21 protein-coding genes, 1 tRNA gene and 1 pseudogene are annotated in these 26,963 nt (G+C 61.8%); 7 read left to right on the top strand and 16 right to left on the bottom strand.

The window, feature by feature from the left end; all coding sequences use genetic code 11:
* Positions 1-192: 192 nt before the first annotated feature.
* The 4 genes from hemP to F759_RS0129660 all read right to left on the bottom strand — a co-directional run bounded on the left by hemP (position 193) and on the right by F759_RS0129660 (position 2,728).
* On the bottom strand, positions 193-456 hold the full coding sequence (gene hemP, locus F759_RS0129675) for a hemin uptake protein HemP (RefSeq protein ID WP_027803054.1): 264 nt from the start codon (positions 454-456) through the stop codon (positions 193-195).
* A gap of 220 nt (positions 457-676) precedes the next feature.
* Positions 677-1,159, bottom strand: a complete 483-nt coding sequence (locus tag F759_RS0129670) for an SRPBCC family protein (RefSeq protein ID WP_015002198.1) — start codon at positions 1,157-1,159, stop codon at positions 677-679.
* A 76-nt stretch (positions 1,160-1,235) separates the two neighbouring features.
* Complete coding sequence (locus tag F759_RS0129665; protein WP_027803053.1) at positions 1,236-1,634, bottom strand: OsmC family protein; 399 nt, start codon at positions 1,632-1,634, stop codon at positions 1,236-1,238.
* Between the two features lie 215 nt (positions 1,635-1,849).
* Positions 1,850-2,728 carry a pirin family protein gene (locus tag F759_RS0129660; protein ID WP_027803052.1) on the bottom strand — a complete coding sequence of 293 codons (879 nt, stop codon included), beginning with the start codon at positions 2,726-2,728 and terminating at the stop codon, positions 1,850-1,852.
* Between the two features lie 123 nt (positions 2,729-2,851).
* On the opposite strand from F759_RS0129660, the gene F759_RS0129655 reads away from it, so the two are divergent.
* Positions 2,852-3,856: a LysR family transcriptional regulator gene (locus F759_RS0129655; RefSeq protein ID WP_027803051.1), complete on the top strand. Its 1,005-nt coding sequence runs from the start codon at positions 2,852-2,854 to the stop codon at positions 3,854-3,856.
* Positions 3,857-4,237: 381 nt separating this feature from the next.
* Here the strand turns inward: F759_RS0129655 and F759_RS0129645 are convergent, their stop codons facing one another.
* From F759_RS0129645 to F759_RS0129605, 9 genes are all read right to left on the bottom strand, one after another.
* Positions 4,238-4,657 (bottom strand): ExbD/TolR family protein, encoded by a 420-nt coding sequence (locus tag F759_RS0129645; protein ID WP_027803050.1) that lies wholly within the window; start codon positions 4,655-4,657, stop codon positions 4,238-4,240.
* A 28-nt stretch (positions 4,658-4,685) separates the two neighbouring features.
* Positions 4,686-5,417, bottom strand: coding sequence for a MotA/TolQ/ExbB proton channel family protein (locus F759_RS0129640; RefSeq protein ID WP_027779251.1), 732 nt, complete (start codon positions 5,415-5,417; stop codon positions 4,686-4,688).
* 25 nt (positions 5,418-5,442) lie between these two features.
* Positions 5,443-6,180, bottom strand: coding sequence for an energy transducer TonB (locus F759_RS0129635; protein WP_027803049.1), 738 nt, complete (start codon positions 6,178-6,180; stop codon positions 5,443-5,445).
* A gap of 276 nt (positions 6,181-6,456) precedes the next feature.
* Positions 6,457-6,693, bottom strand: coding sequence for a (2Fe-2S)-binding protein (locus F759_RS0129630; RefSeq protein ID WP_027803048.1), 237 nt, complete (start codon positions 6,691-6,693; stop codon positions 6,457-6,459).
* 217 nt (positions 6,694-6,910) lie between these two features.
* A complete protein-coding gene (gene murI, locus F759_RS0129625) occupies positions 6,911-7,795 on the bottom strand; it encodes a glutamate racemase (protein WP_027803047.1) in 885 nt (294 codons plus the stop codon).
* 135 nt (positions 7,796-7,930) lie between these two features.
* Entirely contained in the window at positions 7,931-8,410 is a 480-nt protein-coding gene (gene bfr, locus F759_RS0129620; protein WP_027803046.1) for a bacterioferritin, read from the bottom strand.
* Positions 8,411-8,603: 193 nt separating this feature from the next.
* Entirely contained in the window at positions 8,604-10,139 is a 1,536-nt protein-coding gene (locus F759_RS0129615) for a fumarate hydratase (protein ID WP_027803045.1), read from the bottom strand.
* A gap of 52 nt (positions 10,140-10,191) precedes the next feature.
* Positions 10,192-10,758: a TIGR00645 family protein gene (locus F759_RS0129610; protein ID WP_027803044.1), complete on the bottom strand. Its 567-nt coding sequence runs from the start codon at positions 10,756-10,758 to the stop codon at positions 10,192-10,194.
* Positions 10,759-11,211: 453 nt separating this feature from the next.
* On the bottom strand, positions 11,212-12,105 hold the full coding sequence (locus tag F759_RS0129605) for a DMT family transporter (RefSeq protein WP_027803043.1): 894 nt from the start codon (positions 12,103-12,105) through the stop codon (positions 11,212-11,214).
* Between the two features lie 444 nt (positions 12,106-12,549).
* On the opposite strand from F759_RS0129605, the gene acs reads away from it, so the two are divergent.
* From acs to F759_RS0129585, 4 genes are all read left to right on the top strand, one after another.
* Positions 12,550-14,532, top strand: a complete 1,983-nt coding sequence (gene acs / locus F759_RS0129600) for an acetate--CoA ligase (protein WP_027803042.1) — start codon at positions 12,550-12,552, stop codon at positions 14,530-14,532.
* Between the two features lie 153 nt (positions 14,533-14,685).
* Complete coding sequence (locus F759_RS0129595; protein ID WP_027803041.1) at positions 14,686-15,117, top strand: DUF4212 domain-containing protein; 432 nt, start codon at positions 14,686-14,688, stop codon at positions 15,115-15,117.
* A gap of 4 nt (positions 15,118-15,121) precedes the next feature.
* On the top strand, positions 15,122-17,140 hold the full coding sequence (locus F759_RS0129590) for a sodium:solute symporter family protein (RefSeq protein ID WP_027803040.1): 2,019 nt from the start codon (positions 15,122-15,124) through the stop codon (positions 17,138-17,140).
* A gap of 61 nt (positions 17,141-17,201) precedes the next feature.
* Positions 17,202-17,292, top strand: a tRNA-Ser gene (locus F759_RS0129585).
* Between the two features lie 74 nt (positions 17,293-17,366).
* On the opposite strand, the gene F759_RS0129580 is transcribed toward F759_RS0129585, so the two are convergent.
* From F759_RS0129580 to F759_RS0129570, 3 genes are read right to left on the bottom strand one after another with little or no spacing between them, the layout of a single operon-like run.
* Entirely contained in the window at positions 17,367-18,383 is a 1,017-nt protein-coding gene (locus tag F759_RS0129580; RefSeq protein WP_244438945.1) for a tyrosine-type recombinase/integrase, read from the bottom strand.
* 32 nt (positions 18,384-18,415) lie between these two features.
* Positions 18,416-18,625 carry a DUF4224 domain-containing protein gene (locus tag F759_RS38930; RefSeq protein ID WP_036025547.1) on the bottom strand — a complete coding sequence of 70 codons (210 nt, stop codon included), beginning with the start codon at positions 18,623-18,625 and terminating at the stop codon, positions 18,416-18,418.
* A 47-nt stretch (positions 18,626-18,672) separates the two neighbouring features.
* Positions 18,673-19,614, bottom strand: coding sequence for a hypothetical protein (locus F759_RS0129570; protein WP_152530736.1), 942 nt, complete (start codon positions 19,612-19,614; stop codon positions 18,673-18,675).
* 388 nt (positions 19,615-20,002) lie between these two features.
* Here F759_RS0129570 and F759_RS38920 point away from each other — a divergent pair.
* Positions 20,003-20,863, top strand: a pseudogene (locus F759_RS38920) (HoxN/HupN/NixA family nickel/cobalt transporter); the annotation flags it as partial.
* A 1,445-nt stretch (positions 20,864-22,308) separates the two neighbouring features.
* On the top strand, positions 22,309-26,963 hold a 4,655-nt coding region (locus tag F759_RS0129555; protein WP_027803037.1), incomplete at its 3' end, for an ESPR-type extended signal peptide-containing protein.

Genomic DNA, 26,963 nt, shown 5'->3' with positions numbered 1-26,963 from the left:
CGACGGTACACGGCATGGCCTGTGCGCATCATCGGGGGAACGAAAAAAGCGGCCTGGCTGGCTGCGACGGCTGGCTTGGTGTCTGCACGAAGGGGTCTAGTTCTCACGTGCAAGCCGTCGTGGCTGGCTAATGCCCAACACCTCTCTGGGAGGTGGTCCCCACAATACCCGGTACTGAAATCTCGTTCGTCGTTACTTGGTCAGGATCAGCTTGCCCAAACGCGTGGCGCGCAATTGATACGTCTCGCCGTTATGCACGATGCTGACGTGACTATGTCCTTGCAGCAAGGCGTCACTGCGCACCACGCGTTCGGCCGTTTCGCCGGAGCCGTTCGCACGGTGCACAGCCGGCTTTGCGGTGGTCGTTGCCGTTGCCGCCGCTGGTTTCGGGCGGCTGGTCAACGCGGCGGCCGGGCGGCGCAGGCTAAGCGTGGAGGGGCGAGTGGTATCGGTCATTCGTCCTTGCTGTTGCTTGATTCGATGGATGAATTCTAAATGATAACCATTCCTATTTACAAGAAGTAGAAATTCATCGGATCGCGCTTTCGATAGACGAGGGAGCGGCGCGGGCGAGGAGGCAATGCGGTGAGGTAGGGCCGTAGCCGCGTTGCGCGCAGCTGATCCGCACCGCCCGATTTGTGTCCTTTCGGGCGGCAGGGGCTGTGACCAGAAAAGCTCAGTGCAGCGAACCCGGCTCCTGCTTCGCCTGCACGTACTGACGAATCAGCCGCACGGTATCGATGTCGTTCTCGCGATAAGCGGACTTGACGATCTCCTGCGTCTGCACCGCGTCCTGGTCGTTGGAGACCGGCAGCGTAGTCGCGTATTCGAAGCGCAAGAACAGTTGCAATTCATCCGGCTGCTCGATGGTCATCGTCAGCGAGCCGCCTACGTAGTCCGCCGTCGGCAGGATGTCGTAGCGCACGCTCTGGCTTTCGTGGAGCGTCACGCGGTCGCGGACCGTGGCCTGGCCGTAGTGCAGTTCTCGCTCGAGCGTATTGCCTTCGCGCGAAAGAATCGTGCAACTGTCGAGTCCCATCACGAACAGTTGCGGCTGTTCGGCGCGCAACACGAGCCCTTCCCACAACTGCTCGCGGGTCATCGAGTCGACAAACGGATTCAACGGGTCGTTGATCTGGATAAGGTGTTCGAAATTCAAGACGACAGCATCCTATGAAAGCGTTGCAACGGCGTGGCCGGGTCAGGTGCTCTCGCTTGCCGGACCGTTCGCCACGCTACGCGGCGGTCAAACCCGAGCGGATCGTGATCGAGCGCGTGAGGATTTTATGAACTGGGCATGCATTGGCGATTTGCAAGAGTCGTTCCCGCTGCTCGTCCGACAATTCGCCGTGCAGCGTGATTTTGCGGTCGATAGTCGAGCCTTCTTCGCCGATTTCGATGCCAAGGGTCACATGCACTTCTTCGAGCGGCCAATCTTTGCGCTGCGCGTACATTTTCAGCGTAACCGACGTGCACGCGCCGAGGCTCGACAGCAGCAACGAGACAGGAGCCGGGCCGCGATCGCCGCCGCCTAGCGATTCCGGTTCGTCAGCGAGCCATGTGTGCTTGCCGTCGTCGAAATGGACCTGGTAATTCGTCGAACCGATATGGGCGATAACGGTGGTTTCTGCCATGCGCGCTCCTGAGCAGGGACGGAAATCGCCGCGCGCAACGGCTCATAGCGTCAAGACGAGGGCGCGGCAGGAATCGCTATTGTGAACGAAGTCAGCGGCATTTGCGCCGCGAGACGCGCGCCGCGTTTGCGGGTCGGCAGCGGCGTCGGATGGCGCAAGCGGGCTAACGACGTCTGTCGCGCGACACGCTTGTTCAGCGGTCTCTTAGCGCTCGCTCAGTGCGTGATCGTGCCCATGCGTCCGGCCTGGTAATCGACGACCGCCTGGCGGATTTCTTCTTCCGTGTTCATCACGAACGGGCCATAGCGCACCACCGGTTCCTTTAACGGCACGCCGCCTAGCAGCAGCACCTCGAGCGGTTCGGCGCCAGCCGTGAGCGTGACCGAGTCGCCGTCGTCGTTGAACACGACCATCTTGCGCGCGTCGATGTGCTGGCGTGCGTCGCCTTCGCCGTAAAAGCCTGTGCCCGACAGTCCATACGCGAACACGCGATAGTCGGCGGGCACCGGCTGGCGGATCGTCGCGCCCGGCTGCAACGAAAAGTGCTGATACACAATGGGCGTGCGCGTTTCGACGGCGGCTTTCACGCCGAGCGCCTCACCGGCGATCACCTTCACGCGAACCTTGCCGTCGGCCGAGGTCGCCACCGGAATCTCCGACGACGGCATCTCCTGATAACGCGGCGCGATCATCTTGTCGCGACGCGGCAGATTCACCCACAGTTGCAAGCCATGCACGCGTCCGCCCGTCCGTATGAACGACGGGTCCGGCATCTCGCTATGTACGACGCCCGCGCCCGCAGTCATCCATTGCACGTCGCCGGCGTGCAGTGTGCCGGAGTGGCCCGCCGAATCCTTGTGACCGAACTGGCCTTCGAGCACATACGTGACGGTCTCGAAGCCGCGATGCGGGTGGTCGGGCGCGCCCTTGGCCTCGCCCGGCGCGTAGTCGACCGGGCCCATTTCGTCGAGCAACAGGAACGGATCGAAGTCCATCAGCAGGCGAGTGGGGAACGGGCGGTGGACGACGAAACCGCCACCTTCAATCGTGCGAACGGCGGGATACGTGCGTTCGATCGTGCGTGTCGCGGTCATCAAATGTCACCTCGAAAAATGGGGAATAGCGTTATTTTTGAAACATGGAGATATTATAGGGACCGTTTTTCCGGGTGCCAGCGGCCGACACGCAATGGATTGTTCTATTACTGGAACGATGAGATGAAGATCGATTCACACAATCTGAATGACCTGATGTATTTCTCGCAGGTCGTCGAACATGGCGGTTTTTCCGCCGCCGAACGGGTGCTGGGTATCTCCAAGTCGCGTCTGTCGCGCCGCTTGACGGAACTGGAAGCGTCGCTCGGCGTGAGGCTATTGCAGCGCTCGACACGCAAGCTGGCGCTGACCGAGGCCGGCCAACTTTTCTACCAGCATTGTCAGGCGATGTTGAGCGAGGCGCAGGCGGCCGTCAACGTCGTGCAGCAATTGCGTTCGTCGCCGCGCGGCACGGTGCGCGTGAGTGTGCCCGTCACGGTTTCGCAGACCATCCTCTCGACGATCCTGCCGGAGTTCATGCATCGCTATCCGGAAGTGCGCGTGGTGATGCGAGTGACCAACCGCGTGGTGGATCTGTTCGAAGACTCGATCGACGTCGCGTTGCGCGTGCGTTCGGATCCGCCGGAAAACGCCAACATCGTGGTGCGGCCGCTATGGCGCACGCAGCAGATGCTGGTTGGCGCGCCGAGTCTGTTGCAGCAGAACGCGCCGCCGCTCGAGCCGGGCGACCTGTCGCGCTTCGAAACGCTCGACGTGCCGACGGGCGACGGACGGCACGTCTACAACCTGATCGCGCCGGACGGCACACGTCACGCGCATGAACACGAGCCGCGCCTCGTCACCGCTGATCTGTCGACGATTCGCGAAGCGGTGCTCGCCGGTGTGGGTATTGCCGCGCTGCCAGAGATGATGTATGGCGCCGCGTTGCGCGCGGGTCAATTGTCGCCGGTGATGCCGGGCTGGACTTTTCCGATGCCGCAGTTGTATGCGGTGTTCGTGTCGCGACAAGGAATGGTGCCGGCCGTACGTGCTTTCGTCGACTATCTCGTCGAGATGCTCGATCCCGATGAAGGTAAGCACATCATGCGTGAATGCCCGGCGCCCGAAGCACCCCCGGCGCGCCAGCAGCCCACCGCGGCGCGCGCGACGGTCGCTGCGGCGTCCTAGCAGATCGCGCGCTTCGCGGCATCGCTTTTAGCATTGAAGCGCGGCCTGTCATGAGTACTTTCAATGGCCGTTTGCTTGTATGGGCGAGCTCATGGGGCTATATTGAAATCCCTTCGCTAAGGAGTCTCTTATGCGAAAACTCATGGCCGCTATCATAGCCGGCCTGATAGGGCTGACCGCGCTGTCCGTGTCGAGCACGGCTGTCGCATGCGGTGATCAGAGTCAACAGTCTTCGACCGATGGCAAGTGATCCCGCCGCCCGAAGGCGCCGAGCGCGCACAAAAAAGGCCTTCATCAGACGATGAAGGCCTTTTACTTTTAGCCCTTGTTTTAGGCGCTTTTCTTCACTTCCGGCGATACCGCATGCCAGGCACAGAACCGTCACCTGGCTTTCGGCTGCGTAACGAAGCCGATTTTCGTCAAGCCGCCAGCCTGCGCCGCCGACATCACCTGCGCGACCTTTTCGTAAGGCACTTTACGATCCGCATCGAGATGCAATTCGGGTTGCGGATTCGCCTGCGCGGCCTCTGCAATTTTCGCGCTCAGTTCGACTTCGTCCACTTTCTTGTCGTTCCACAGCACGTTGCCGTTCGCGTCCACAGCGACCGTGACTTGAGCGGGCTTCGTATCTTCCTTCTGACTGCTTGCATGCGGCAGATCGATTTTCACCGCATGACGGATCACGGGAATCGTCACCATGAAAACGATCAGGAGAACCAACATGACGTCGACGAGCGGCGTCATGTTGATTTCGTTCATCAGGCCGTCGTCATCGTCGCCGGCAAAGGGGCTCATTGCCATCTGTATGCCTCGTCGTTCAGTGGGCGCTTCAGTTGGCGCGAGTGGCGAGACGCAGGCCGTCGCCGCGTTTGGACGACGACAGGCGTGCGCCCGTCACGAAGAATGCGTGCAAGCCGTGCGCAAAACGGCTCAGCTTCGCGACGATGGCCTTGTTCGCACGCGTCAGCGCGTTGTAGCCCAACACGGCCGGAATCGCCACGAATAGACCAAATGCGGTCATGATCAGCGCTTCGCCGACTGGACCCGCCACCTGGTCGATCGACGACTGGCCGCTCGCGCCAATCGCCAGCAGCGCGTGATAAATGCCCCACACGGTGCCGAAAAGACCGACGAACGGAGCCGTGCTGCCGATCGACGCGAGAATCGCGAGGCCGCTTTGCATACGCGCGACGCTTTCGTCCATTGTGTCCTTCAGGCAGCGCGTGACCCAATCGGATACGTCCATGCGGTCGTGCAAGTGAGGCTGCGTCTGATGGTGGTGATCGGCCGCTTCCTGGCCCGACAGCGCGAGCGCGAGGAACGGGTTGTCGTGCGGCGTCGACGATCCGGCGCCGAGCTTCTTCACGCCGTCGGCGAGATCGTCGGAATGCCAGAACGCCTGCTCGGCATTCTTCGTGAGACGGTTCAATCGCATCACGTTCCAACCTTTGATGACGATCACGCTCCACGACATCACCGACATCACCAGCAACGCGAGCGCGATACCGCGCGTGACGAAATCCCCTTGCGCCCACACGTGCGCCAATCCGTAGTTTTGCATTGCAATTCCTTTTTTAGAATCCGCTTCAATCTTCGAGATTGAAGTTGTAAGGCTGGGTATACGCGGCCCGAACGGGCTGACCGTCTTCGAGATAGGGCTTGCACGCGCTCGCATGCGCGGCAGCGAGCGCCGCGTCGTCGAGGCGGCTAAAGCCGCTGCTTTTCTTCAATTCGATGTTCTCGAGCTTGCCGGTCAGGCCAACCACGAACTTTACATACGCGGTGCCGGTTTCACCGCGGCGTCTGGACAGCGCCGGATAGTCGGGCTTGGCGATGTTGCAGTCGAGGTGCGAGACGTTCCTGGGCGCTGCGATATCCATCGTCTGACGCCCGATGGCGGGCGCGGCCGGGGCCGGCGCGGGCGGTGCCGCCGGAGTGGGCGGCGCGGCCGGCGTCGGTTCGGCGGCTGCCAGGGAGGTCGGCGACGGCGCCGGCGCCTCGTGCAGCGGCGCCGGGGTCGGCTTCGGCGTCGGCTTCGGCTGCAATTTCGGCTTGCTGTGAACCGGCGGCGTGGGCGTGGGCGGCGGCGGGGCGACCGATTGCATCGCGACCGGCGCGGCAACAGGCGCAGGCGGCAGCAACTGCGCGGTCATCACGCGCGACACGAGCGCTGGCTGCACGGGGTCGTGGCGCAATGTGAGAACCACAGCAAGCAACGCCACGTGAACCGCCGCAACCAGGGCGGTCGCGGTTACGACGCGGGGATTCATTGAGGTGTATGAAGCCGGTGCGGCGCCGGCCGGAGCGGTATGCGAAGCCTGCATGTTAGCGTGGCGGCGCGCTGTCGATGCAGCACGCCTGACAAAACATCGTCATGTTCGAAAGATCAGCAGCGAAATACACAATGTGGTCACGAAACCAATCAGCAATTCCATCTCGAGTTCCATTGACGGGTGAGCGGGTAGCTGGCTGGCAGGGATACTGGCTTGCTGACGGCAGGGGTTTAACTAAACAGCGCGAAATCAGCACCAGAAAACACGGTAAAGCCACGGCAAACGATAGGGCGCAGGTGCTGATATATGCCAGCGCCGGAATCTCTCTTAAGCCGCCTTGCGTTCATAAAACGTCACCGGCATCGCTTGCTGCTGATGCTCGAAGCCGCAACGGCTCGCGCATACACCGCTTTGCATCATGACGTCGCGCACCGAGTCCGCGCACTTGCCGCAGCACGAAGCCACGCCGAGCTCGAACTGCAGCTCGTCGAACGAGTCGACGCCTTCCGCAATCGAAGCACGGATCTTTCGGTCGGAAACAGACTTGCAGACACAGACAATCATGGCGGGCGTCATAGCTAACGTTAATGCGAATTATTATCATTTTGTTTGAGCCGTTTGGCAAGCGTCCCAATTGGTTTTTTGTAACAAAACCAGACTCTTAGAAGGGTTTCGACCAGGAGCCGGCGGTACTAGCGTCCGCTCGACCGTACGCAAGAGTGCATTGAAAGTGCATAAAAACGCGAGCGGAGTTCCCCGGAACTGGCGTTCCGCGCAGCTTTCAGGCCGGTTGCGAGGACAGCGCCGTACGGCGCGAAGGAATCAGCACGCGCTCGACGTCGGCGTCAATGTGCAGCAGCGTGGCGACAAGTTGCCGCAGATGCGTGCCGTCGCCGGTGGAATAGAAGCGCGGCAACGCGGCGTCCGCCGTTGGCCGCGCCGCGCGTAGGCCGTGTTGTTCGAGCACGCGCTCCAACTGGCGCGCAATGGCTACGCTGGTGTCGATGAGCGCGAGCCGGTCGCCGAGGATGTCGCGAATCGCAGCGTCGAGGAAAGGATAGTGAGTGCAGCCGAGCACCAGCGTATCGGCGCCGGCGTCGAGCATCGGCTGAAGGTAGCCGCGCAGCAGCGTTTGCAATTCCGCTGAGCCGACGTCGCAGCGCTCGACAGCCTGGACGAGCCCGTGGCCGGGCTGGCACAGAAAGCGGCAATCCGCGGCGTAGCGTTCGAGCAGCGCCTGAAAGCGCGCGCTACGCAGCGTGACTTGCGTGGCAAGCACGCCGGCCACACGGGTTTTCGATTGCAGCGCGGCGGGCTTGATGCCCGGTTCGACGCCGACGAGCGGAATCGGCAGTTTCTCGCGAACCAGCGCGATGGACTGCGCGGTCGCCGTGTTGCAGGCGACGACCAGCGCTTTCGCGCCCTGTTTGACGAGCCATTCGCCGATAGCCAGCGTGCGGTCGGCGATAAAGTCGTCGTCGCGCTCGCCGTATGGCGCGTAAAGCGAATCGGCGGCGTACAGCAACGCCTCGTCAGGCAATTGCGCGCGAACCGCTCGCAACACCGACAGGCCGCCGAGACCCGAGTCGAAAATGCCGACGGGCGCGCGCGAATCCGCCCTCAACGAGGCAACTGATGCATTCAGGGACGGCGATTCGGCGGACATAGACGATCAGGGCACGCGGCGCGGCGTAAAGGCGAATTTGTAAAAAAGGAAGCGAGCAAGTATATCGCTGGCGCCGCGCGATCATCTCGTATAGCGGTTCGTGCGCCGGCGCCCGGGACTTGCCACGCGCGCCGCTTAGGACTCCACCGAACCCATTGCGGTTTGCTGGTAGTTCTGGATGCCGACCTTGTCGATCAGATCGAGTTGCGTTTCGAGCCAGTCGATGTGCTCTTCCGTGTCGTCGAGAATCTTCACGAAGATTTCACGCGAGATGAAATCGCGAACTGTTTCGCAATACGCGATGGCTTCCTTGCAGGTGCTCTGCGAGATCTGCTCGAGCTTCAAATCGCATTCGAGAATTTCTTTCGTTTCCTCGCCGATCAGCAGCTTGTGCAGATCTTGCAGATTCGGCAGACCGTCGAGCATGAAGATCCGTTCGATCAGCCAGTCCGCATGCTTCATTTCGCCGATCGATTCGTCGTATTCATGCTTGCCGAGTTTCTCGAGGCCCCAATGCTTATACATCCGCGCGTGCAGGAAATACTGGTTGATCGCGGTGAGTTCGTTTTTCAACTGCGCGTTGAGATACTCGATAACTTTCTTGTCGCCTTGCATGATCTTTCCTTTTGGGGGGACTTCAAATTTCCAACAACAATAAACGTCACACCTGAAAAAGCCAAGAGAACAGAACATCTTTCGATGTCGGTCCCGCCTATGCGCGTAACAGGTGCCATCCATGAAAAAAGCCGGGACCGTGGTCCCGGCTTCTCATAACACGCGATGACACGCGATCCGCGTCAGCAGCGAATCAGACGGTCGCGACCGGAATCTTGCCGATCTTCGCTTGCCATTCCTTCGGACCGGTCTGGTGCACCGAGGTGCCGTTCGAATCGACGGCGACCGTAACCGGCATGTCCTGCACGTCGAATTCGTAGATCGCTTCCATGCCCAGGTCTTCGAATGCGAGCACCTTCGCGCTGCGGATCGCCTTGGACACGAGGTAAGCCGCGCCGCCCACGGCCATCAGATACGCGGCCTTGTGCTTCTTGATCGCCTCGATTGCGACCGGCCCGCGCTCGGCCTTGCCGATCATCGAAATCAGACCGGTTTGCGACAGCATGGTCTCGGTGAACTTGTCCATGCGCGTTGCGGTGGTCGGGCCTGCGGGACCGACCGCTTCGTCGCGCACCGGATCGACCGGGCCCACGTAATAGATCACGCGGTTCGTGAAGTCGACCGGCAGCTTCTCGCCCTTGGCCAGCATATCGGCGATGCGCTTGTGCGCGGCGTCGCGGCCCGTCAACATCTTGCCCGACAGCAGGAGCGTCTGGCCCGGCTTCCACGAAGCGACCTGTTCCGGCGTCAGCGTATTCAGATCGACGCGCTGGCTGGTTTCCGTGTTCGGCTCCCATTGCACCTTCGGCCATGCGTCGAGCGACGGCGCTTCGAGCTTTGCAACGCCCGAGCCGTCCAGCGTGAAATGCGCGTGACGCGTGGCCGCGCAGTTCGGGATGATCGCGACCGGCTTCGACGCAGCGTGCGTGGGCGCGGCCATGATCTTCACGTCGAGCACGGTGGCGAGGCCGCCAAGACCCTGCGCGCCGATGCCCAGCGCGTTGACCTTCTCGTGCAGTTCCACGCGCAGTTCTTCGATCCAGTCCTTCGGGCCGCGTGCGATCACATCCTGAACGTCGATGGGGTCCATCAGCGATTCCTTCGCCATCAGCATCGCTTTCTCAGCCGTGCCGCCGATGCCGATACCGAGCATGCCCGGCGGGCACCAGCCCGCGCCCATTGTCGGTACGGTCTTCAGAATCCAGTCGACGATGGAGTCCGACGGATTCAGCATCGCGAACTTCGACTTGTTTTCGGAGCCGCCGCCCTTGGCTGCGACCTGCACGTCGACCTTATCGCCCGGCACGATCTCGTAGTGGATCACGGCCGGCGTGTTGTCTTTCGTATTCTTGCGCGCGCCTTCCGGCGGGCTCACGATCGACGCGCGCAGCACGTTGTCCGGGTTCAGATAACCGCGGCGCACGCCTTCGTTGATCATGTCGGTGACGCTCATCGTCGCGCTGCCGTTTTCACTTGCCCAACGCACGTCCATGCCGACCTTCACGAACACCGTGACGATGCCCGTATCCTGACAGATCGGACGCTTGCCTTCCGCGCACATGCGGCTGTTGGTGAGGATCTGCGCAATCGCATCTTTCGCGGCCGGGCTCTGTTCGAGTTCGTACGCGCGGCCCAAGGCCTGGATGTAATCGAGCGGATGGTAATAGCTGATGTATTGCAGCGAATCAGCAATGCTCTGAATCAGATCTTCCTGTTTGATGACGGTCATGGCTAAGCTCGGTGGGGACGGCAGCGCTTTTTTCTGTTCGCAGGCTGTGCGGTCAGTCGTGCGCTTTCAGGGGAGTGGAACCGTTGGAACCCAGCGGCCGCAAATCCGCGGGTTCCTGAAAATGGGTTGGATGCGTGTGCGTGGTCAGCCGGTCGACGAAGGCCATGATCAGTGCCGAGAGGAGGAACGCGACGTGGATGATGACCTGCCACATGATCGTGTGCGTCGTGTTCTGCTCAGGGCTGATGAACGTCTTCAGCAGATGGATCGACGAGATGCTGATGAGCGCCATCGAGAGCTTCACCTTCAGCACACCGGCGTTCACATGATCGAGCCATTCCGGTTCGTCCGGATGGCCTTCCACACCGAGACGCGACACGAATGTTTCATACCCGCCGATGATCACCATGATCAGCAGGTTCGAGATCATCACCACGTCGATGAGCCCGAGCACGACCAGCATGATGTTGGTTTCGTCGAGCGTCATGGAAGCCGTGACCAGATGCCAGACTTCCTTCAGGAACAGCACCACGTAGACGGCCTGGGCGACGATCAGCCCCAGATAGAGCGGCACCTGCAGCCAGCGGCTCATGAAGATGATCACGGGCAGCGGGCGCATGGGGCGGCGTTGACGCGCGGAGTCGGGTCGCGGAGCGGACATAGGCAAGAGTCGGATCGAACGCAGGTGATGAAACGTGGACCAAATGCGCCGCCCCTGTGCAATCACGCGCGGGATCGGGCACGCAAAGCGAGGCGCAGACCGCGCGGCGCAGGCACAAAGCCGGCCCACCTGTTGGCTTGCCAGCGGGCTTGCGGCGCTCGCATCAGCGCGCGCTATTGTACAGCGTCAGGCGGATTTGCTGCGGCGCGGCGGGCAGTGGCCCGGCGTCCAGGCATCCAGGCGTCAAGGCGGATGGCGCGAGCATCGGCGCATGAGAACGCGCGCAAGCGCAGCCGATGGCTGACGCCCTGCGCAATGGAACCGATGGCGACGGCCCGCGCAAGTCAATCGGTGAGTGAGATCCTGCTCATGACGGCGTCGATACAGCCGCCCGCTTATAAACATATGGGCTCACGATGCGACCGGCGGTACTCGCTTGACTCTCAGACTCGCGAGTCCAATGCCCGCAATCACGCAAGCAAGCGCGACGCCGTGTGCAAGCGTCGGACGCTCGTCCAGAAACGCGATGCCGTAGAGGGCCGCCGCAACCGGCAGCACGGCGCTGAACACGCCGGCGAGACTGCCCGGCACATGGCGAATGCCCTTCATCCAGAGCCAGAAGGAGAAGATGCTCGCGGACAGCCCGTACCACAGCAGCAGTGTCCACACGCTGAACGGCACCGCGCGATAGTCGAAATCGACGAGCGCGGTCGCGCCCAACGGCAGCATCAACAACAGGCCGAACAGATGCGTGTAAGCGCAGATGTCGATGGGTGCAAGCGTTTGCGTGAGGCGCCGCGAGAGAATGACATAGAGCGACTCGCAACACGCGGCGCCGAGCACCATCAGATTGCCGGCGAGCGAAGTCTCGCCACGCGCGCTGGAATCGACATGCGCGAGATTGATGACGACGACGCCCGCAATTGCCAATGCAATCGACGCCAGCGCGCGCCCGTTCGCCCGCTCGTTCAGAATCAGCCACGAAAGCAGAGCGACGACCGCGGGAATCGTGCTCGTAATGACCCCCGCGGCCACCGCACTCGTGCGCTGTACGCCGTTTAGCATCAGCAGCGTAAACCCGAAGGTGCCGAAAAGCGCCTGCAAAAACAGATTGACCCATTCGTCGCGCTTCACGCGACGCAGTTTCGCTACACGCAGAAGCGGCCATAGCACCGCCATTGCGATCACGAAACGCAGCAGCGCGAAGAGAGGGACGGGGACGAACTCGACAATCGATTTACCGATACCGACATTGCTGCCGACGAGCAGCATCGAAGTAATCAGAAGCAGGGCATAGCGATTCAAACTGGAATCCGGGCGGCTAGTTCAGTTAGCATTGTATTAGGGCCCGCAACGCAGCGTAAAGAACGAACCGAACGAGCGGAACGAGCCGAGCCGTCGATGCGCGCATGGCGAGTGCAGCAGGCGTAGCGTGATTGAAAGCGTCGTACGAATCGCCTAAGGGTTTTTGCGGGCAAGCCGATGCGGCTCGCGTAAGTGGCCGGTAAGTTGCACCGCTTATGGTTGAACATGAGAGCGGACGTTGCCTCTCATGTGTTCATGTTGCGTTGCCGCATGAATGCACGCAGGCAGAACGGTCCGCGGCACGGCGACCTTCAACGGTCGATGTGCGGGGCAGGAGACAGCGCGCCGTCCATCGGCTTTTGCGATTGCGGTGTCAACATCACATGGCGCGCCGACGGTGCGCCGGCACAGGTTTTACGTTTCATCTTCACCAAGGGGTTGTCGATGTCTGCGATTGAATCGGTTCTTCAGGAACGCCGTGTTTTCCCGCCATCCGCGCAAGCAGCGGCCGGCGCCACGATCTCCGGCATGGACGCTTACCATGCGCTGACCGCCGAGGCGGACAGAGATTACGAAGCCTTCTGGGCGCGCCTCGCTCGCGAGACGCTAAGCTGGAACAAGCCCTTCACGAAGGTGCTCGACGAATCGAAAGCGCCGTTCTATACGTGGTTCGAAGACGGCCAGTTGAACGCGTCGTACAACAGCATCGACCGTCACGTGGAAGCGGGTAACGGCGAGCGCGTCGCGATCGTTTTCGAAGCCGACGACGGCACCGTCACCAACGTCACCTATCAGGATTTGCTGCAACGTGTGTCGCGCTTTGCGAACGCGCTGAAAAAACGCGGCGTGAAGAAGGGCGATCGCGTGGTGATCTATATGCCGATGTCCATCGAGGGCATCGTCGCGATGCAGGCTTGCGCGCGGATCGGGGCGACGCACTCCGTCGTGTTCGGCGGCTTCTCGTCGAAGTCGCTCAACGAGCGCCTCGTGGATGTGGGCGCGGTTGCGCTCATCACTTCTGACGAACAGATGCGCGGCGGCAAGGCGCTGCCGTTGAAGAACATCGCCGACGAAGCGCTCGCGATGGGCGGCTGCGACGCAGTGAAGAGCGTGATCGTCTACAAGCGCACCGGCGGCAACATTGCGTGGAACGAAAGCCGCGATCTGTGGATGCACGACATCACGCAAGCCGAGTCGGATCAATGCGAGCCGGAGTGGGTCGGCGCCGAGCATCCGCTCTTTATCCTCTATACATCCGGTTCGACGGGCAAGCCCAAGGGCGTGCAGCACAGCACTGGCGGCTATCTGTTGTGGGCCGCGCAGACCATGAAGTGGACCTTCGACTGGAAGCCCACCGACGTGTTCTGGTGTACGGCCGACATCGGCTGGGTCACGGGTCATAGCTACATCACGTACGGTCCGCTGACGCTCGGCGGCACCCAGGTCGTGTTCGAAGGCGTGCCGACCTATCCGAACGCGGGCCGCTTCTGGGACATGATCGCGAAGCACAAGGTCACGCTCTTCTATACGGCGCCCACCGCGATCCGCTCGCTGATCAAGGCCGCGGAAGCTGATCAGAAAGTGCATCCGAAAAGCTACGATCTGTCGACGCTGCGCATCATCGGCACGGTCGGCGAGCCGATTAATCCGGAAGCGTGGGTGTGGTATCACGAGAACGTCGGCGGCGGACGCTGCCCGATTGTCGATACGTGGTGGCAGACTGAAACCGGCGGTCACATGATCACGCCGTTGCCGGGCGCGACGCCTTTAGTACCGGGTTCGTGCACGCTGCCGTTGCCGGGCATCATGGCGGCTGTCGTCGACGAAACCGGCCAGGACGTGCCGAACGGGCAGGGCGGCATTCTGGTCGTGAAGCGGCCGTGGCCGGCGATGTTGCGTAACGTGTGGGGCGATCCCGATCGCTACAGGAAGAGCTATTTCCCGGAGGAACTCGGCGGCAGGCTGTATCTCGCCGGCGACGGCGCCGTGCGCGACAAGGAAACCGGCTACTTCACGATCATGGGCCGCATTGACGACGTGCTCAATGTGTCGGGCCACCGTCTCGGCACGATGGAAATCGAGTCGGCGCTGGTGTCGAACCCGATCGTCGCCGAAGCGGCGGTGGTGGGGCGTCCGGATGCAACGACCGGCGAAGCGGTATGCGCGTTCGTCGTATTGAAGCGCGCGCGTCCGGAAGGCGAGGAGGCAGTCAAACTCGCCAACGAATTGCGCAACTGGGTCGGCAAGGAAATCGGCCCGATCGCAAAACCGAAGGACATCCGCTTCGGCGAGAATTTGCCGAAGACGCGTTCGGGCAAGATCATGCGCCGTCTGCTGCGTTCGCTTGCAAAGGGCGAGGCGATCACGCAGGACGTTTCCACGCTGGAGAACCCGGCGATTCTCGATCAGCTCGGCGAGTCGCTGTGAGCGTGCGCTTGAGTCTACTAGCTCTACTGGCTCTGCGATGCAGGTGAAAGGACAGGAGCGTATCGAACGATGCACTCCTGTCCGGGTGCGAGGACCGGCCATCGCGCGGACAATCCCGATTGCCTGCCCGGTGCCTTTTTGATACATAGGCGCATGGCCGCGCCTCACCACTCCTCTCACGCTACGCAGAATCCCGCGCCCGAACCGCCGGCGGTGTCGGCGGCGCTGGCTCGCGCGCATCAGAAATACTGGCGGTTTAACCTCGCGTTGATCGCGGCGTTGATGACGGTTGGCTTCGCTGTATCGTTCCTGTTGCCGCTTGCGGCACCCGCTCTGGCGCATCTGCGTTTTGCCGGCTTCAGGTTGCCGTTCTACTTCGGCGCACAAGGCGCGATCCTGATCTATCTCGCGCTGATCGTCGTGTACATCCTGTCGATGCAGCGTGCCGACCGCCAGTTGCAACGCGCGTTGGAGGCCGACGCCAATGCCGCTGCGGATGCCAATGCCGCTATCACCGCAAGCGTGACTGAGGGCCCGACTGCGAGCCCGACTGCCGCCGCCGATGCCGGCGTACGCGGAACCTGAGCCGATGAAGCTGACGAATCGGCTCATCCGCTCATACGCGTTTTACACGCTCGGCTTTCTGCTCTTCATCTATGTAATGTGGCGCATCGAGCGCACAACCGGCCCGGGCATGTGGATCGGCTACGTGTTCCTGTTCGTGCCGATTGCCGTGTATGCGGTGATCGGCTTACTGTCGCGCACGTCCGATCTCGTCGAATACTATGTGGCGGGGCGGCGCGTGCCGTCCGCGTTCAACGGCATGGCGACGGCGGCGGACTGGCTCTCGGCGGCGTCGTTCATCGGCCTTGCCGGGTCCATCTACGCAACCGGCTACGACGGGCTGGCCTATCTGATGGGCTGGACCGGCGGCTATTGTCTCGTCGCGTTTCTGCTTGCGCCGTACGTGCGTAAGCTCGCGCGCTACACGATTCCCGATTTCCTCGGCACGCGTTTTTCGAGCAATGCGGTGCGTGGGCTTGCAGCATTGTCGGCGATTCTCTGTTCGTTCGTTTATCTCGTTGCGCAGATTCAGGGCGTCGGCCTGATTGCGACGCGCTTTATCGGCGTCGACTTCGCCGTCGGCATTTTCTGCGGACTCGCGGGCATTCTCGTGTGTTCGTTTCTCGGCGGCATGCGCGCGGTGACGTGGACCCAGGTTGCGCAATACATCATCCTGATCGCGGCGATCCTGATTCCTGTTTCGATGATCGCGCATAAGGACGGCCTCGGCTGGGTGCCGCAATTGAGCTACGGCCGTTTGATGGAGCGTATGGAAAGCCTCGAGAAGCAGGTGCGCAATGAACCGCTCGAGCAAACCGTGCGGGACGACTACCGCCGCCGTGCTGCGCTGATGCAACAGCGGCTCGACATGCTGCCGCATTCGTTCGTCGCGGAGAAGTTGCGGCTCACGCAGGAAGTGAGCAGTTTGCGTCGCCGCAATGGTCCTCTGCGCGAGATCAAGGAGCGCGAGAAAGCGCTCGAGCAGTTTCCACGCGATGCAGCCGCCGCGCAGATCGTGTGGACCCAGCAGCGCGACGAAATGCTGATGCGCGCCGCCGCGCCGCTGCCGATGCACGAGCCGTTTCCCGCAGCCAGCGATGAAGACCGGCGCATGCATGAGCGCAATTTTCTGTCGCTGCTGCTGTGCCTGTCGCTCGGCACGGCGAGCTTGCCGCATATTCTGACGCGCTATAACACGACGACGTCGGTTGCTTCGGCGCGACGCTCCGTCGGCTGGACGCTGTTTTTCGTCGCGCTGTTTTACGTGACCGTGCCGGTGCTCGCGGTGCTGATCAAGTACGAAATATTGACGAACCTCGTCGGTCATCACTTTTCCGATTTGCCGCAATGGCTCACGCAATGGCGCAAGGTGGAGCCGAGCCTGATCAGTCTCGCGGACACGAACGGCGACGGCATCGTGCGATGGAGCGAGATTCAGATGCAGCCCGACATGGTGGTGCTTGCCGCGCCGGAAATTGCGGGACTGCCATATGTGATGTCGGGTCTCATCGCGGCGGGCGCGTTGGCCGCGGCGCTGTCCACTGCGGATGGTTTGCTGCTCACGATTGCAAATGCCCTATCGCACGACGTGTATTACCACATGGTCGACCCGGGCGCGTCGAGTCAGCGGCGTGTGACCATTTCGAAGATTCTGCTGCTTGGGGTGGCGCTGTTTGCGTCGTATGTGGCGTCGCTGAATACGGGCAACATTCTGTTTCTGGTGGGCGCGGCGTTTTCGTTGGCGGCGTCGAGCCTGTTTCCGGTGCTCGTGCTGGGCGTGTTCTGGAAGCGCACGACGCGGCTTGGCGCGGTGGCCGGCATGCTGGCGGGGCTGCTGGTGTGCATCTACTACATCGTCTCGACGTATCCCTTCCTCACGCAGATGACGGGCTTCGCGGGGCCGCGATGGTTCGGCATCGAGCCGATCAGTTCGGGCGTGTTCGGTGTGCCCGCAGGCTTTCTGGTGGCGATCGGCGTGAGCCTCGTCGACCGCAAACCGGATGCTTATACGAGGGCGCTGGTGGACTACATCCGGCATCCGTAGACGCCTTTGCGCAAGGGGTGTAGCGGAGCGCGCGAAGTTTGCTATAATTCGGCTCCCCGCCGGAGAGATGGATGAGCGGTTTAAGTCGCACGCCTGGAAAGCGTGTATAGGTTAATAACCTATCCGGGGTTCGAATCCCCGTCTCTCCGCCACCCGCCCTATAAGGCTTTGCAGCCGATCAAGCATTTCCGCTGTGCCATAGAGTCGGGGCTGTGCCATAGATTTTTCAACGAAGCGGCTTCACACGCTCCGGTTTCCGTCGATAAATCCTTTCTGTCACCTTTCCGTCCGCGTGGGCGAGAAGTGCTTGCGCGTGTTCGAGCGTCTCGGCATCGCTGGCGCATTTCGCGCGGAGGTCGTGCTCGCTGAAGTGCTCTTTGACCTTCGTTTCTTCGAGCACGCGCACCATGAAGTTGCGCCACATCGTGTCCCATCCGCCGGCGCGTCCGTCGTCGTTGAAGTAGCAGTCGCCGCGTCGATTACAGAATAGCCAGGGTGCGATCAACACGGGCCGCACCGATTTCGCGAGCGTGATCGCTTCGCGCAACTCGTCCGTCCATTCATAAATCAGCCGCTTGCCGGTCGTGTTTTCGGTCTTGCCGGGCGTGACATGAATGCCATCGTCTTTCAGGTCGGACATCGTCAGTCGCAGCAGGTCGCCGCGGCGCAGACCAGTCAGCAGCTTGATCCGCATGTATGCCTGGATCGCGAGCACGCTTCCGGTCTTCCGGCGCGACTCTAGTGACAGACATTCGACGATCTCCCAATCCTCGATGTAACGCGTACGCGGCTTCTGGCCTTCGAGCCGGACCTCGCGCTTGAATGGGTGTCTGTCGAGATAACCCCACTCGACGGCCTTCGTGTATGCGTGTGAGAGAACTTCGATCTCGCGCCTCGCCGCGGTCTTTGCGGATCGTTTATCGACGTATTGATAAACGTGGCGCCGCTTGATTGAAGTCAACGGCATCGCGCCGAGCACGGCGCGCAGGCGCTTGATCGCCACGGCGTTGTGCGCCTGCGTCGTGATCTCTTTCGTCGGAACCACTTGGAGCGCATAACGGTCTAGCAGTTCGCCAATAGTCTTCGCATCGTCGAGGGTCGAGAGTCGATCAGCCCAGACTTTGTAAGCGTCCGGCAGGGTGTTGCCAAGACGGAATTGTTTTTTTCCGTCCCATGCACCTTCCAGCCCGTTTGGCACCCGGTAATAATAGGCACCGTGAATTCGTCGCCAGCGCTCCGGCAAGCCTCGGTTTTCGGGGTTTCGCTTCTTCGGCATTATGCAGCGCTCCAATTAGGCATGGGTTCCCTGCCGCCTCGGTTCCCCATTTCGGCGCCGAATAGTTGTTCGACATGCCGGCGGAGTACGATGATATGGCCATCGGGTCGGACTCGGTGCTCGATCCCCATCATGCGAAGTACTTGCGCTTGACTTCCACGCTGCCGCCGTCCGGTCAGATGGGTCAGTTCATCCCTCGTCAGGAACATCGAATCTCGCGGTCGTTTCAATTCCTCGTTGGTTACGAATCGCTCAGTCATCGCTCCTCCACGACGAAGCCACTTGGTGGCGCAGAGCGCGTTACACCTTCTGCCGGTTCGATTCGGTCGTGTCGCCGTGACGTGTCAGAATCACTCACGGAAGCATTAGCCTTCGCCTTGATTGAGCCGAGAATCTCGTTTCGTTGATGGTTGAGTAGAATGAGGCCCGGAGGACGCGCCAAAGGAAGAATTGCTGAGTCACTCAGCGCAATTAGCTCGCCAATCTTGAGCTGGTATACCGGCGCTACGAGATCGGCGCGTCCGCATTTGCGCAGCATAAGAACGGCGCGCGTCACAGCATGCTTTAGTTCATTTTGCATACGCTCAGCGTGGTCGTACCCGTCAACTACACAGTGTCCGGTTGTCGCAGTAGACTTACCCAAAAGTGCTTCAAGAAATTCCGACAGTGGGGTCGATGCGAAGTGCCGGACGACGTCCGCCGCTTCCATCTTCAGTTGGGCTTTGCGCAAATCGAAGGTATTCCACGGGCAACCGGTGCTAACGATCCAGAGTTTCGACGCAGATTTCCACACCAACCTGAACATCCGGATGGCAGAGTCGGGTTGGCCTGGACGAACCGCGTCTCCGTACCACCGCAGAAACACATCCTCGCCCGTGATCTCCTCAAGCGTGGGGTCCCCGTGTTCGGTGAAAAAAGCCCGGAGTGTATCCATTTCGCTGCGCCGGCGAGCGGTGGCTTGTCTGCTTGCCAAGGGCAATGAGCACTGTTCAATGCCGTGCAGAAGTTCGAGGGCAGTCGCCGGACAAGCGAGCGCGACGCGCGATTGCTGCTCGTGAACCCATTGCGCGCAGGCAAGCTCAAAGTTCTGGCCCAGGACAAGTTTTGAACCGTCCTTGCGCAGCAGATAATAGGTGACTACCCCGTTTCGATCGCGACGCGCGCGCATCCCTTTCGGACGATCAGTTCTCCGTGCCATCTGACTTTCTCCGTGTTGTATAGACAAGTGATATATCAGGGCGGAGGTGGCCCAATTCCTGGGACAAAATCTCCAGGCAGTCCAATGGATCCAGGTCCATGCTCAAGAGCGTCTTGAGACGAGCTTGTGCGTAGCGGTGCCGCAGGCCGTGGAACCCGTAAGAAAAACCCAGTGCCCGATTGCTGGCTGATGAAAAGGATTCCGAAGTAGCTTGTCCGCCGCCAATCTGGAAACGTACTTCCCGGTGCACCAGGCGATCGATGACGAGGGTGGGCGTGTCAAGCCGCAGAGACTGTAGTTGCACATGCAACTCAATAGGAATCAGAATGCTGCGCGCCAGCCCACCTTTGCCAGTGACCCGGTAGATGACGCCCGCAGGCATCCCGGTGAACAGGTCATTGCGCTCGACAATACGACGCGCAAACTGATGCAGGGTGGAAAACGGCCGGTTGCCGTGGGGTTTTTCTTTTCGCTAGGTCATTCGACGATCGTCATCGCGCTGTCGATTGCCGTTGCTTTCGCGGCGGTTACGCTGAAAGCACGCTTCGAAGACATGAAAGCGATCGGCAGCGTAATCAGCACCTCCGTTTCAGCAGGCTTCCTGCTGGTGCTGGCAATCGTGAACGTGATGATTCTCGTATCGGTCGTGAAGACTTTCCGTCGTGTCCAACGCGGCGAGCGCCTGGTCGAGGAAGATCTCGACATGCTGCTCAACAGGCGCGGTTTTCTGTCGCGAGTCTTTCGTCCGCTGTTCCGGCTCGTCTCGCGTAGCTGGCATATGTATCCGATCGGCTTCCTGTTCGGGCTGGGCTTCGATACCGCCACGAAAGTCGCGTTGTTCGGTATTTCAGCGGCTCAGGCCGCCGACGGGATGTCGCTCGCGACGATCCTGATTTTTCCGGCGCTTTTTACCGCTGGCATGTGCCTGATCGATACTATCGACGGCGTACTGATGCTCGGCGCCTATGGCTGGGCGTTCACGAAACCGGTTCGCAAGCTCTACTACAACATCACCATCACGTTCGTGTCGGTGGTCGTGGCGGTGTTGATCGGCGGCATCGAAGCGCTGGCACTGATCGCCGACAAGCTGGATCTGAAGGGTGGCTTCTGGGACATCGTCGGCGCCGCGTCGGACAATTTTGGCTTGCTCGGCTACGCGGTGATTGGCATTTTCGTCGTCAGCTGGTTGGCTTCTCTACTGTTCTACAAGCTCAGGCGCTACGACGATTTGCCCGTCAATCTCGGCTGATCAAGATGGTTCAGACGCATCGACGGTCCGAGGCAAGAGTGCGGACGGTCGGAGCCGTATGGTGGCGTGCGAAGCGCGGATACTGGCTGAGAACCTGTCCACGGCTTCGACAGCCAGCGATCACTCGCGCGACAATGACGATCCGGAAGAGCCTGAACGTGCCGGGCATTGGGCATTGAACGGATGCGCTTCTGACACCAGGCGATTGAGGCGCACACCCGCATCGAAGCCCGAATTACGGCACACCACGAGAACTTGGGTCTTTGCTCTGAATGTCTTGTTATGGTTGGGGTCAATCATCGTTTTGACACACCCTCGGCCAAGGGCGGCCGTTCGACAAGAGTGCATGAATCGTCGACAATCCGAGCAATCGGCCTGGTTTTTAATGCCGATAACAAGGGCGGCGCATCCAGCGGACATTCCAGGGAACGTCTGCGCACCAATAAGATCTGCTGCGATCGATCAACTTCTCATCGATGCTTCTTGCAAAGCGTCGAGCTAGTCTCCATGACATCAGCGCACGTCGCGCCAAAGTCTTTGTCCATATGCAACGACGCAAGCTGTCGGCGCACATCGGCGTTCTTGGGCGCTCATTGTCTAGACGACAAGCGGCCATTCGAGACCTGAAACGCACAGACCGAGCGACCTTACCAGCGGTATCGGCTTCGGCCTTGTGCAAAGCAACGCCGGGCGCTTATCAGCATTGCGCCATGCATAATTGGATGTCATTCTCAAGTCGCGGCGGAATTGCAGCGACCCTCTCAATTGTTAAATCCTGCAATAGCCGGAAATAGTCGCAGGCTTTCCGTGGACAAATGAAAAGCCTTGTGAGAAAGTTCCCTTGAGCACACAACTTTCTTTTTGTTACGCAATGCCTCATGCGAGGCAGCGCATCTAACACGAGTAGGTCGACCCTCGTCTTACATAGTGCTTATTTATTTGAATGAGTAGCGCTCGCGCGTGGCATACGACAATTTCGCCATTAAGCGCGGGCGAAACGAAATGATGCGGCATCAGGGGCAGGCAACCATGAGTATCCGAGTCCGAAAGAGTCCGGGCGTACGCTCGGCGATACCACAACATCAAGGCCGCCAATGGGCGGTCCGCCGCCCCATTGCTGTCGCTGTGCCGTGTCGGTTCGGGCCTTCGTAACGCGGCAATCCATCAATTGTCTCAGCGGTCACTTTGTCCGAAAGCCGGATATCCGGTTGAGGCTTGCTTTTTCCTTTATGCATGCGAGTTAATTGTGCGAGAAGTGTTCTTCGGTCGCACTGATGATTCGTTGGTTATCAAAACCATAAGCGACTTCCTGAAACACCAACGCTAAAGCAATTCGACCACACGAGACGTTTTAAGCGATATAAATAGGCATCCTAAGCAACAGGAGGCGTGCGCAAGCTCGTGCTTATGAATTTCACATTTCAATTATTCATCGGGACAACGGCATGAACAGGGCATATCGGACCATCTGGAACAGGGCGCTGGGCGTCTTCGTCGCGGCATCGGAGCTGGACAGCTCGCGCGGGAAGGGGAAGTCAGGGGCGGCTGCCTCCGTATGCGATGGGCGCAACGGTGAATGGGGCGAATCCGGTCCCATTACGCCCCGCGGTGCGAATCCACGCGTGCTGACAGTGCTGCTAGCAATTGGCGTGGGCGGATGGGGTGCGCAGGCGCAGGCGCAGGCAAGCTGCTCGGCGGCGCCCTATAACTTTTATAGCGGCAGCACGACCTGCGTGGGCTTTATGTCCTCGGCGTCGGGAGGCGGCGCCACCGCGGTCGGGTATGGCGCGAGCAGTACGGGACTCAACGCCGTGTCGTTCGGCTTCCAGGCGATTGCGTCCAACACCAACACTATTTACATGGGCGCGCGGACAGCTGCCGGTACCGGAGCGACGGCGGCGTCGGCAATTGGCATCGGTACGGACGTCACCGCGAGCGGGTCGGCGGCAATTGGTATTGGCGTCGACGCGGTTTCCAGCGGCAACCTCTCAACGGCCGTCGGTCCCCTGGCGAAAGCAACCGGAGACCACGCCACCGCACTTGGCGACTCTTCCCAGGCAGCGAGCAGCTACACGACCGCTATAGGTGAAGGTTCGCAGGCAACGGTCGGCAATGCCACTGCACTAGGCGCAGGTGCGCTGGCAACTGCCGGCAACGCCACAGCGCTTGGCGTCAGTGCAAACGCAAACGGAGGGAATGCGACCGCCGTCGGTGAGAACGCTACGGCCGGCATCGGTTCGACTGCATTAGGTGGCAGCACCAAGGCCAACGGCAATGGTGCGACCGCGGTAGGACTTTCGACCCAAGCGACCACAACCCACGCGACGGCGATTGGCTGGCAGGCCTATTCAACCGCCCTCAACGCCATTTACGTCGGCGCGCGTACGACCGGTGTGGGGGCTGCCGCAGAATCGGCTATTGCCATCGGCACCGACGTGCAATCTTCCGGTCTCTACGGTATCGGAATGGGCATTCAGGCAAATGTAACTGGAACAAGTGCCGTTGCTATTGGCCCCTTCTCAAATGCGTCCGGCAATTTTGCGCTGGCTTTCGGTAATCAGGCTATTGCGTCAGGCGTGGCCGCCATTGCGGAAGGATCGGGTGCTCAAAGTGCGGGCACGGCCGCTGTGGCGATGGGTAACGGTGCCACAGCGAGTGCTGCTCAAGCCGTTGCGATTGGCCGTTTATCCAATGCGCAAGCCGCGTCGACGGTCGCCATCGGCGACACCAACACTGTCGCCGCCGCGGCAGGCGCCGGCTCGATTGCCGGCGGCCACAGTTCCCAGGTGCTGAGCGGCACCGGCGCTGTCGCGCTCGGTCAGGCGCAGACGGTCAGCGGCAACGGCGCCGTCGCCATCGGCGATCCGAATAGCGCAACGGGCAATGGCGCGATTGCAGTAGGCGCGGACAACACGGCAACCGGCAATGGCGCGGTCGCGCAAGGCAACGGCAACACGGCGAGCGGCCAGGGCGCCGTCGCGCTAGGCAACGCGAGCAACGCAACCGGCGCGAGCGCGCTCGCGCTCGGCGACACGGCAGTGGCGAACCTCGGCGGCGCGATTGCGCTGGGCGCCGGCGCGTCGGCGACCAACGCGAACGCAGTGGCGCTCGGCTCCGGCAGCACCACCGCCGCGGCCGTCGACACAGCGACCGTCACGGTGGGCGGCGTCACGCACGCAGTGCAAGGCGCGACGCCCAGCAGCACGGTGAGCATCGGCTCGGTTGGCAATGAGCGCACGCTGACGAATCTCGCCGCGGGCCGTGTGAGCGCGACCAGCACCGACGCGGTGAACGGCAGCGAACTTTATGCGACCAACCAGGCTGTCGACAGTTTGACGAGCGGCAGCGTAGGCCCGTTCGTGTCCAATACCTCTGTCACGTCGACGCAACCGGTGTCTTCCGGTGCGAACGCGGCGGCCGGCGGCTTTGGCGCATCGGCGAGCGGGGCCGCCTCGCTCGTGGTCGGCAATCAGTCCACCGACAACGGCGTGGCGAATTCCACGGTGCTCGGCCAGGGCGCGAGCATCACGAGCGGCGTCACGGGTTCCAATGTGGCGCTGGGCCAGGGATCGACTGTGACATCGGCGGCAGTGCCCACCCCGAGCGGCATCCTCAACGGCACGAGCGTGATCTATGCGGGTGGTGCGCCCGGCGGCGTCGTCAGCGTGGGCACCTCGGCGGCGCCGCGTCAGTTGTCCAACGTCGCGGCCGGACGCGTGAATGGTTCCAGCACGGACGCTGTGAACGGCTCGCAGCTTTTCGCCGCCGATACCGCTATCAACACGATCGGCGGCCAGGTGACGAACCTCGGCAGCAGCGTCGCGTCGAGCCTCGGCGGAAGCACCACGTACAACACTACGACCGGAGCGCTCACCACCAGCCTCAGCTACGGCGGCAACACCTATACCTCGGTACAGAATCTCATTACCGCCATCACCGGCGGCGGCAGCGCGCCGGGCATCAAGTACTTCCACGCGAACTCGACGGCGACGGACAGCCAGGCGCTCGGGACCGACAGCGTCGCGATTGGCCCGAACGCGGTCGCCAACAATGCGAACGATGTCGCGCTGGGTTCCGGCTCGCAGACCGGTACCGCGACGCCCACCCCGAGCACGACGATCAACGGGACGGTGTACAGCTTTGCCGGCACCAATCCCACGAGCGTGGTGAGCGTAGGCGCGCCAGGTGCGGAGCGCCAGATCCAGAACGTGGCGGCGGGCAGCCTCAGCGGCAGCAGCACGGACGCGGTGAACGGCTCGCAGCTCTATCAGACGAACCAGGCTGTCGACAGTCTCGCGACCTCCGTCGCCGCCGACAAGACGCATTACTACAGCGTCAATGACGGCGGCACGCAAGGCGGCAACTACAACAACAACGGCGCGACCGGTCTGAACGCGCTGGCGGCGGGCGTCGCGGCCACGGCGAGCGGCGCGAGCAGCTTTGCGGGCGGCAACGGTGCTTCGGCGCTCGCGGACAACGCGGTTGCGCTCGGCGCTTTGTCGAGCGCATCGGTGGTGGGCGGCGTCGCAATTGGTTCGGGCTCCATATCAGATCGCGCGGTGCTGTCGGGCGTCGGTTCGATTGCCAACGGCACGCACGCCATTCCGTTCAACACGGCGGACCAGACGTTGCTCGGCGCGGTGTCGTTCGGGAGCGCAAGTGGCAACACGTATCGTCAGCTGACCAATGTCGCCGATGGTACGCAGGCGCACGATGCCGTCACGATCCGCCAGCTGGCCGGCGCGTTGTCTTCGTTTGCAGTGACCGGGCAGATGTACTTCCACGCGAACTCGACGGCTGCGGATTCGCTGGCGGTCGGCGCGGAGTCGGTTGCAGTCGGACCGACCACTGTGGTCAACGGCGACAACGGCGTGGGCATGGGCAACGGCGCGATCGTCGATTCGACGGCGCCGGGCGGGGTCGCCATCGGGCAGGCCGCGAACTCGGCGCAGGCAGATGCGATTGCCGTGGGCAGCGGCTCGGTCGCGAGCGGCGCGCAGTCCATCGCTCAAGGCGCGAATGCGAGCGCAGCCAACGCCGGGTCCATCGCCATCGGCTCAGGCGCGCACGGCACGGCAATCGACGCGCTTGCGTTGGGCGCCGGCGCGAGCGCGTCGTTTGCGAACAGCGTCGCACTGGGCTCGGGCTCGCAGACCGGCACAGCAACGCCGACGTCGAGCACGACGATCAACGGCACGGTCTACAGCTTCGCGGGCACCAATCCGACGAGCGTCGTGAGCGTCGGCACAGTTGGTGCCGAGCGGCAGATCCAGAACGTCGCGGCCGGCCAGCTGAACGCGACGAGCACGGACGCCGTGAACGGCTCGCAGTTGTACCAGAGCAATCAGGCGATCGACGCGCTCGCGACCACCGTCGCCGCCGACAAGACGCACTACTTCAGTGTCAACGACGGCGGCACGCAGGGTGGCAACTACAACAATGACGGCGCGACCGGCACAAACGCGCTCGCAGCGGGCGTCGGAGCCGTCGCTTCGGGCGCGGGCGGCACCGCGCTCGGCCAGGGCGCGACGGCGGGCAACGCGGGCGACGTGGCGCTCGGCAGCGGCTCGACGACCGCCGTCGCCGTGGGAACCGCGGGCGACACCATCAACGGCACGGCCTACGCGTATGCCGGGACCTCGCCGACGAGCACGGTCAGTGTCGGTAGCGTCGGTCACGAGCGCACGGTGACGAACGTGGCAGCGGGTCGCATCAGCTCGAGCAGCACGGATGCCGTGAACGGCTCGCAGCTTTACGCGACCGATGAGGCGGTGGATAACCTGGCGAGCGTCGTGACGGCCAACGCCAAGCACTACTACAGCGTCAACGACGGCGGCACGCAAGGCGGCAACTACAACAACGACGGCGCGACCGGCCTCAACGCGCTGGCGGCGGGCGTGGCGGCCACGGCGAGCGGCGCGAGCAGCTTTGCGGGCGGCAACGGTGCTTCGGCTGGTGCGGACAACGCGGTGGCGCTCGGCGCTTTGTCGAGCGCATCGGTGGTCGGCGGCGTCGCAATTGGTTCGGGCTCCATATCAGATCGCGCGGTGCTGTCGGGCGTCGGTTCGATTGCCAACGGCACGCACGCCATTCCGTTCAA

Source organism: Paraburkholderia dilworthii, from assembly GCF_000472525.1.
GTDB lineage: Bacteria > Pseudomonadota > Gammaproteobacteria > Burkholderiales > Burkholderiaceae > Paraburkholderia > Paraburkholderia dilworthii.
This window is presented reverse-complemented; position numbering and strand designations above follow the sequence as displayed.